Source organism: Vibrio sp. VGrn 2 (genome assembly GCF_009361695.1).
GTDB lineage: Bacteria > Pseudomonadota > Gammaproteobacteria > Enterobacterales > Vibrionaceae > Vibrio > Vibrio diabolicus.
In genome coordinates, this window is sequence record NZ_RBWD01000034.1 from 1 (window position 1) to 6,348 (window position 6,348).

Annotated in this window: 9 protein-coding genes; all 9 read left to right on the forward strand. The window is 39.8% G+C overall.

Translation table 11 applies throughout. The features are described from left to right. The first annotated feature begins 164 nt into the window (after nucleotides 1-164). The 9 genes from D8S93_RS24480 to D8S93_RS24545 all read left to right on the forward strand — a co-directional run bounded on the left by D8S93_RS24480 (nucleotide 165) and on the right by D8S93_RS24545 (nucleotide 5,545). The gene (locus D8S93_RS24480; protein WP_123768128.1) at nucleotides 165-950 is read left to right on the forward strand and encodes a hypothetical protein; all 786 of its coding nucleotides are present in this window, start codon (nucleotides 165-167) and stop codon (nucleotides 948-950) included. Between the two features lie 209 nt (nucleotides 951-1,159). Then, nucleotides 1,160-1,435: a hypothetical protein gene (locus tag D8S93_RS24485; protein WP_152816160.1), complete on the forward strand. Its 276-nt coding sequence runs from the start codon at nucleotides 1,160-1,162 to the stop codon at nucleotides 1,433-1,435. A 150-nt stretch (nucleotides 1,436-1,585) separates the two neighbouring features. After that, complete coding sequence (locus D8S93_RS24490) at nucleotides 1,586-2,374, forward strand: hypothetical protein (protein WP_152816164.1); 789 nt, start codon at nucleotides 1,586-1,588, stop codon at nucleotides 2,372-2,374. A gap of 152 nt (nucleotides 2,375-2,526) precedes the next feature. Then, nucleotides 2,527-2,901, forward strand: a complete 375-nt coding sequence (locus tag D8S93_RS24500) for a hypothetical protein (protein WP_152816170.1) — start codon at nucleotides 2,527-2,529, stop codon at nucleotides 2,899-2,901. Nucleotides 2,902-3,034: 133 nt separating this feature from the next. Then, the gene (locus D8S93_RS24510; protein WP_152816173.1) at nucleotides 3,035-3,493 is read left to right on the forward strand and encodes a hypothetical protein; all 459 of its coding nucleotides are present in this window, start codon (nucleotides 3,035-3,037) and stop codon (nucleotides 3,491-3,493) included. A 164-nt stretch (nucleotides 3,494-3,657) separates the two neighbouring features. Then, complete coding sequence (locus D8S93_RS24520) at nucleotides 3,658-4,140, forward strand: superinfection exclusion B family protein (protein WP_152816176.1); 483 nt, start codon at nucleotides 3,658-3,660, stop codon at nucleotides 4,138-4,140. Nucleotides 4,141-4,296: 156 nt separating this feature from the next. Beyond that, entirely contained in the window at nucleotides 4,297-4,767 is a 471-nt protein-coding gene (locus D8S93_RS24530) for a GNAT family N-acetyltransferase (protein WP_152816179.1), read from the forward strand. Between the two features lie 212 nt (nucleotides 4,768-4,979). Beyond that, nucleotides 4,980-5,261, forward strand: coding sequence for a type II toxin-antitoxin system Phd/YefM family antitoxin (locus tag D8S93_RS24540; RefSeq protein WP_000086647.1), 282 nt, complete (start codon nucleotides 4,980-4,982; stop codon nucleotides 5,259-5,261). Further along, nucleotides 5,258-5,545 (forward strand): type II toxin-antitoxin system RelE/ParE family toxin, encoded by a 288-nt coding sequence (locus tag D8S93_RS24545; protein WP_193621677.1) that lies wholly within the window; start codon nucleotides 5,258-5,260, stop codon nucleotides 5,543-5,545. Before D8S93_RS24540 ends, D8S93_RS24545 begins: the two co-directional genes overlap by 4 nt. Nucleotides 5,546-6,348: the final 803 nt, after the last annotated feature.

The window sequence follows — 6,348 nt, forward strand, 5'->3', positions numbered from 1 at the left end:
TCGCGACTAACAAACTGCTCAAGAGGGATTCGCAACGCGTGGCATTTTCACTATGCGTTGAATTTAGTGATTAAGGTGGTTTGCGGCGGCTTTGTATTGCGTTGCTCACCCCTTAGCAGGGCGTTATATGCCCAGGGTGGCGTGATGATTTTAGGAGTATATTTTTGAAAACATTGATCAATTCGTTGCAAGAAAATACTGTCAGTAGGCTTAAAAATCCGTTGGTAGGAGCTTACGTGTTTTCATGGACAATATGGAATATTGCAGATGTAATGCTGTTTATTCTAAGCAGTAATGCTGAGAAGATAACGATGATCAATGAATCTACCTTTGAATTAGCTAATGACTTGCTATTTCCATTAGGTATATCTCTTGTTTATCTGCTAGTGGTGCCTATCTTAAATATGCTTTACGAGCGTATAGTGGATGGAGTAATTAATAAGTATCGTAACGCATTTAAGCAAAAAACTTTGCAAGAACATTATTATACCGTTAAAAGAACAACTATCGCCAAGCTGGATTCAGACGAAGAAGAAAACCGAAAACTACGCGATAGACAGCTAGATACATGGGCTGACGAAAAGCAGCGAATGTCAGAAACTATCATCCAGTTTAGATCTGAGCATGCTGAAAAGATGGCTAAGATTGATAGCGAAATATCCAGTTATCGAGAAGAAATTCAGCGGCTAACATCTGAAGTATACGACCTCGGAACTAGAGAAGAGTCAATTAGACAAGAATTAACTCATATTGTACGTGACGTAGGTTTGGGGATCGAAAAACTCACATACCTAAAAAATCTGCCTGAGAGTGCATTATCTCTAACCAAGGATATCAGTGATACAACCAAGCGTGCTCATAAGGTTTTGAATCTGCCTTTGTTAATGCCGAATTCTCCTAATTCGTACAATGAACCTCCGATGGACTTCGACGATGACATTCCATTTTAGCGGGCATATAACAAAGCGTTTAAGAGTGATTCTCAACGCTTGGCATTTTTAGTTTGAATCAATTTTAGTGTTTACGGCACAATGGTTTAGGTTAGGTGGTAGCGTTGTTCACACCTTAACGCGGCGTTAGCTGATTCTAAAAGTTGATACAGCATCCTGTTGGCTTTTTAGTTAGGCTTTTCCTTTCGATATGAAAAGGATAGTTCTAAATGAATAAATCAACGATAGACAAAGAGTGTTTCGCTAAGCTTAAAAAGTTGGGGTTGCCAATGACGGTGGTCGTTATTGATAAACAGGGTAACAAATTAACAGATGCTGAAATTAGAGATGATGGCTCGATTGAAGATTTACAGACCAACAAGGAGTACCCAGCTCCAAGCTTATTACGTGATGAGCTAATTGGTTCCAATGAGTCAACTTATAAGTATCTTATCTTAACTCGTAGTTTAAGTGATTTGGGTGTAAAGCGTAATCGAGACAAGTAAGCCCATCAGCTAACAAGACATTTAAGGGTGATTCCCAACGCTTGGCATTTTAAGTTCAAGGTTGGGTTCCGTGTTTATGGCGGTATAGTTTAGTTTTGGCGGTGGCGTTGCTCACACCTTAATGTGGCGTTAGGCGATAGAGTATAAATAATGCAATCAACAGACGATAAGTATGTAAATCATCAAATATTCGACGAGCTGAACTATTATGCACAGTTTTACGAGTATTTATCTGATGCAGTGATGAATTTTTCTACTGCCGGAACAAGTGCAATAATGAGCATAGATACATATGTTTTTATGTCTATGAAAGGCACAATTGAGTCTATAAAGTTGGTACTAAAAGATGGAAAGTTGAATGATGCTTATGCTCTTTTAAGGAAGTATTATGACTCGGTTATGGTTAATGCATATACCAATTTATATCTAAATGACAATGCAGGTAGATCTGGTTACTACATTACAGAAATAAATGACTGGTTACATGGTAAAAAACCATTACCGCGAATGCCGAAGATGTCTAAGTATCTTGATAACTCGGAGTTTTTGTCTGAGTTAAATACGTTACTCAAATTAGATAAAAGATATGACGGTATTAGAGACCGTTGCAATGATAATATGCACTACAACTTTTTTGCATTACTGATGCTCAATGAAGGTAAAATTTATATGAAAGAGCGCCTTCATCATTTAGAGCAACTCAGGTTAGATGTTCGTGATGTGTTTATTTTAAACATGTCATACATACTGACAATAAAAGAGAGCTACATGATGTCATCGGATTATGTGGATCACTTAGAGGTAGGCATGACTCCACCCGAAGGTTCACAATATTGGGTTGCTCCATTCATACAAGACATGGTGACCGATGTTCTTTTTCAGGAACGTCCAGATATATATGAGTTGCTAAAAAGCAAGACATGTATGGAGCTAGCTTGAAAAATCGCCTAACAAATTGTTCAAGAGTGATTCGGCACGCGTGGCATTTTTACTATGCGGTGGCTTTAGTGGTTAAGGTAGTTTGCTGAAGCTTCGGTATTGCGTGCCTCACACCTTAACAAGGCGTTATGTGCTTAGGGAGAAAAAGTAACATGCTTAGAAAGTTGGGAGAGTTCCCGAATAAGAGCGTTGTAGAGTATGCAACATTACTTATTCGTGTGAGAAATGATCTTCTACCTCAAAACCTGCGCTCTTATCATTGGGAGCACGATGATAATTCAATGATCACTGTCAGTGTTTCACCTGCCGGACGATTGCGTGGGAAGAGCATTTACCTTGATTCTGTAGATTTAGCAGAACAGTTTGCAGCCTATTTGCATCAACTGTTCGAAAAACGAAGATATAAATCAAACTACACAATCGAAGTGCTTGTTGACACTACTTCACAAGGTAAAACAGTAACTCGTTGGAAAGAGTCTGACTCTCGTGATGTAAGGGATATGCTCTCGTTAAATGTACGCACATAACAAACAGTTCAAGTGGGATTCAGCACGCGTGGCATTTTTGTTATGCGTTGGTTTCGGTGTTGAAGTGCAATGCGGTAGTTTGGTCATTGCGTGCTTCACCCCTTAACTGGGCGTTATGTTGAGAGACGGTTCTATGAAAACATTATTAAGGCAAAAAAGAGTATTAAATATCAATATACTGAATCAGTTTATAATGAGAACTGGATTTTTTGGCATGTTGGCTTATTACTTGGCTGAAATAGCAAAGGAGCCTTTTTCAACTCAACTTGCATATATTGCGTTTTTCTCAGCTTTATCACTGGCTATTGATTTTTTATCCTCAAGGAAAACTAAGGAATCGGAAGAAGTTATTTTAGATAATGGTTGTCTAATTTTCTTACACGTTAATCTTGATGTATCTACTATTAGCGAGATTTTATATGTACAGACCAAAAGGTTTGAACATACAATACGATTTCGATTCAAGAATCAAACTTATCAAGATTTTGAATTAGCATCACCGGATTTAATCGAGGATTTACGTTTTTATAATTTTTTAGTTGAGAATCAGCTTCCAGTAAAAATGTTAGATAGCGATGAGCGCATTGCGTGATTTTTCAACATAACAAACTGTTTAAGAGTGATTCGCAACGCGTGGCATTTTTACCATGCGTTGAGTTTAGTGTTTAAGGTGGTATGCGGAAGCTTCGGTATTGCGTTGCTCACACCTTAACAGGGCGTTAGTGAGCTTCGATCGATTTGATATTAGAGATTTAAATGGAAACGTTAGAAAAGTGGGCTGAGCGTATATATTCCGAGAGCGATTTTGGTCGAGGGGTTGCTACATCAATTTCCGGTGCAATTGGCTTATCAACATACCTGTTCTTCAATGATTGGGTTATTGCATTGTTTAGCGTAATGATTTCTTTCCCGATCATACGAATTGCAGCTTCTAGTTCTTACAAATGGAATCAAGACCGAGCGCAGCAAAAGTCAATTGAGCGAGCGCTAGATTGTACGTTTAACGGGCTCACTGAGCATGAAAAACTAGTGGTTGCCGCATTTGTTGATGCAGGGGGGACAACCCTTACGTTTTCGCAAATAAACCGACTTGATCTCTCGAGTGCTGCCATCGAATCATTGGTTCAAAGAGAACTACTTTGGACCTCAGTTATGTCTGACGGTATGACTGAAAGTTTCGTATTAGATATGGCGTTGTTTGACAAAGCATTAAGTGCAACAAATGAGTCCGCTCACTAACAAACTGTTCAAGAGGGATTCGCAACGCGTGGCATTTTCACTATGCGTTGGTTTTAGTGTTTAAGGTGGTATGCGGCGGCTTAGGTATTGCGTTGCTCACCCCTTAACAGGGCGTTATGTAGCCACGAGAGGACGGTAAGTTAAAAGGATTTATATATGTTAAATATTCGTCAAGCTCGCATTGAAGATATCAGTGTTATCAAGAAACTACAGTTTCAGCTTAATGAGTATCATCAAGCAAATTTACCTGATGACTTCTTATCACCGGAAGAAATTGAACAAAAAATAGACCTGCACAAGGTAATCGAAAGTGAAAACTCGATTTTTCTGGTAGCCGAAAGCAAAGGGCAGTTAGTAGGTTTTGTTTTTGGTGAGCTATGGGTTCGTAAGTCTTGGACGCTCAAACAGCGAAAAATCGCGAGCATTGAACAAATAGTAGTGGATTCATGCTTTAGAAGCCAAGGCGTTGGATTGGCGCTAATAGAGGCATTTGAGGAAAGGGCTATTTCTAACGGCGGAGAAGAGCTGTTTTTAGAAGTATATTCTTTCAATGAATCTGCTTTAGGTTTGTATCGCAAAGCTGGTATTGCCCCCAAAATCCTAATTGGGCAGAAAGCACTAAGCTGAAAGTCGGCTACATAACAAATTGTTCAAGAGTGATTCGGCACGCGTGGCATTTTTACTATGCGTTGGTTTTAGTGGTTAAGGTGGTATGCGGAAGCTTCGGTATTGCGCGCCTCACACCTTAACAAGGCGTTATAACACAGAATCAACTTCTTGCTCAAAAGGGTCAGTTGAACTATTATTTGTACGTTATTTTGTACTAACTGGAGTTCAATATGAGTCGTATTCATTTCGATCAAGATATTCAGCCTTTGTCTGAGTTTCGTGCCGGTGTAGCTTCATACATCAAACAAATCAATGAGACTCGTCGCCCATTGGTTATTACGCAACGTGGCAAAGGTGTTGCTGTTGTTCTCGATGTTGCTGAGTATGAAGCAATGCAAGAGAAAATCGAATTACTGGAAGAAATGCGCACAGCAGAAGCTCAGTTAGCTTCTGGTCTCGGTGTTTCCAATGATGATGCGCGTGCTCAAGTACTTGGGCGCATTAAAAAATGAAAGTAGTCTGGTCTCCATTAGCACTTCAGAAACTAGGTGATGCAGCGGAGTTTATTTCTTTGGATAATCCACCTGCAGCAGAGAGGTGGGTAAACGAAGTTTTTGATAAAACTGAACTACTTGGAAGTATGCCTGAAATGGGGCGGTTTGTTCCTGAAATGCCCCACACGAGCTATCGCGAAATCATCTTTGGTCACTATCGTATTATCTACAGTTTAAGTCACGAAATCCGCGTACTAACAGTTCGTAATTGTCGTCAAATTTTATCGGAAGATGACGTGTAAAACTGTGTTATAACAAACTGTTTAAGAGTGATTCGCAACGCGTGGCATTTTTACTATGCGTTGCGTTTAGTGTTTAAGGTGGTATGCGGCGGCATCGGTATTGCGTTGCTCACACCTTAACAGGGCGTTAGGCGCAGTGAGAAATTTCGTGGGTCATATCTCTAATTTCTCTCCGGCCATTCGCTCCAGTTTTTCGGCAATCTGGCTTTATCTTCCCAAGTTCTTGAATCACTCAATCCGTAAAACATGCCAAGTTTCGCAGGTTGCCTCATTCGGTTTTCTGGTCGGTTTGTTGTCAGTTTCTTTGGCTCAAATCGCTTTAAGTTTGTCTGCCTTCGAAACAGGTTTATTGGCTGGAATTTCGTTCCGATAGTCAGCCTTTCCAAATTTCATTTCTATGTGTTGAATTGCCAATTTCTTTGGTGTTTCTGGTTGCAGTGGGTTTCAGAAACTTAGTCGCTTTAGCCTTTGGGTCTTAACCAAATTCAGTGGGTTACGTGCGTTCTTTTTTCCAAAAGGTGGTTTTCTAAATCCCATTTTAACTATTTGCGTGAAGCGCCTAACAAAGCATTTAAGAGTGACTCACAACGCTTGGCGATCTCAGTTTAAACTTGGTTTTAGTGTTTAAGGTGCAATGGTTTGGGTTAGGTATTTAGCGTTGTTCGCACCTTAATGCGGCGTTAGTTGCTTGGGAAAAATTAGCTTACAGGGAGTAATCAGATTGGTAAAAATGTACGGTTCTGAAGAGACAAGGGCGTTTTGTTGTAATTGTAAAGAAGTTACGCTGCATAGGTATGAAAGTT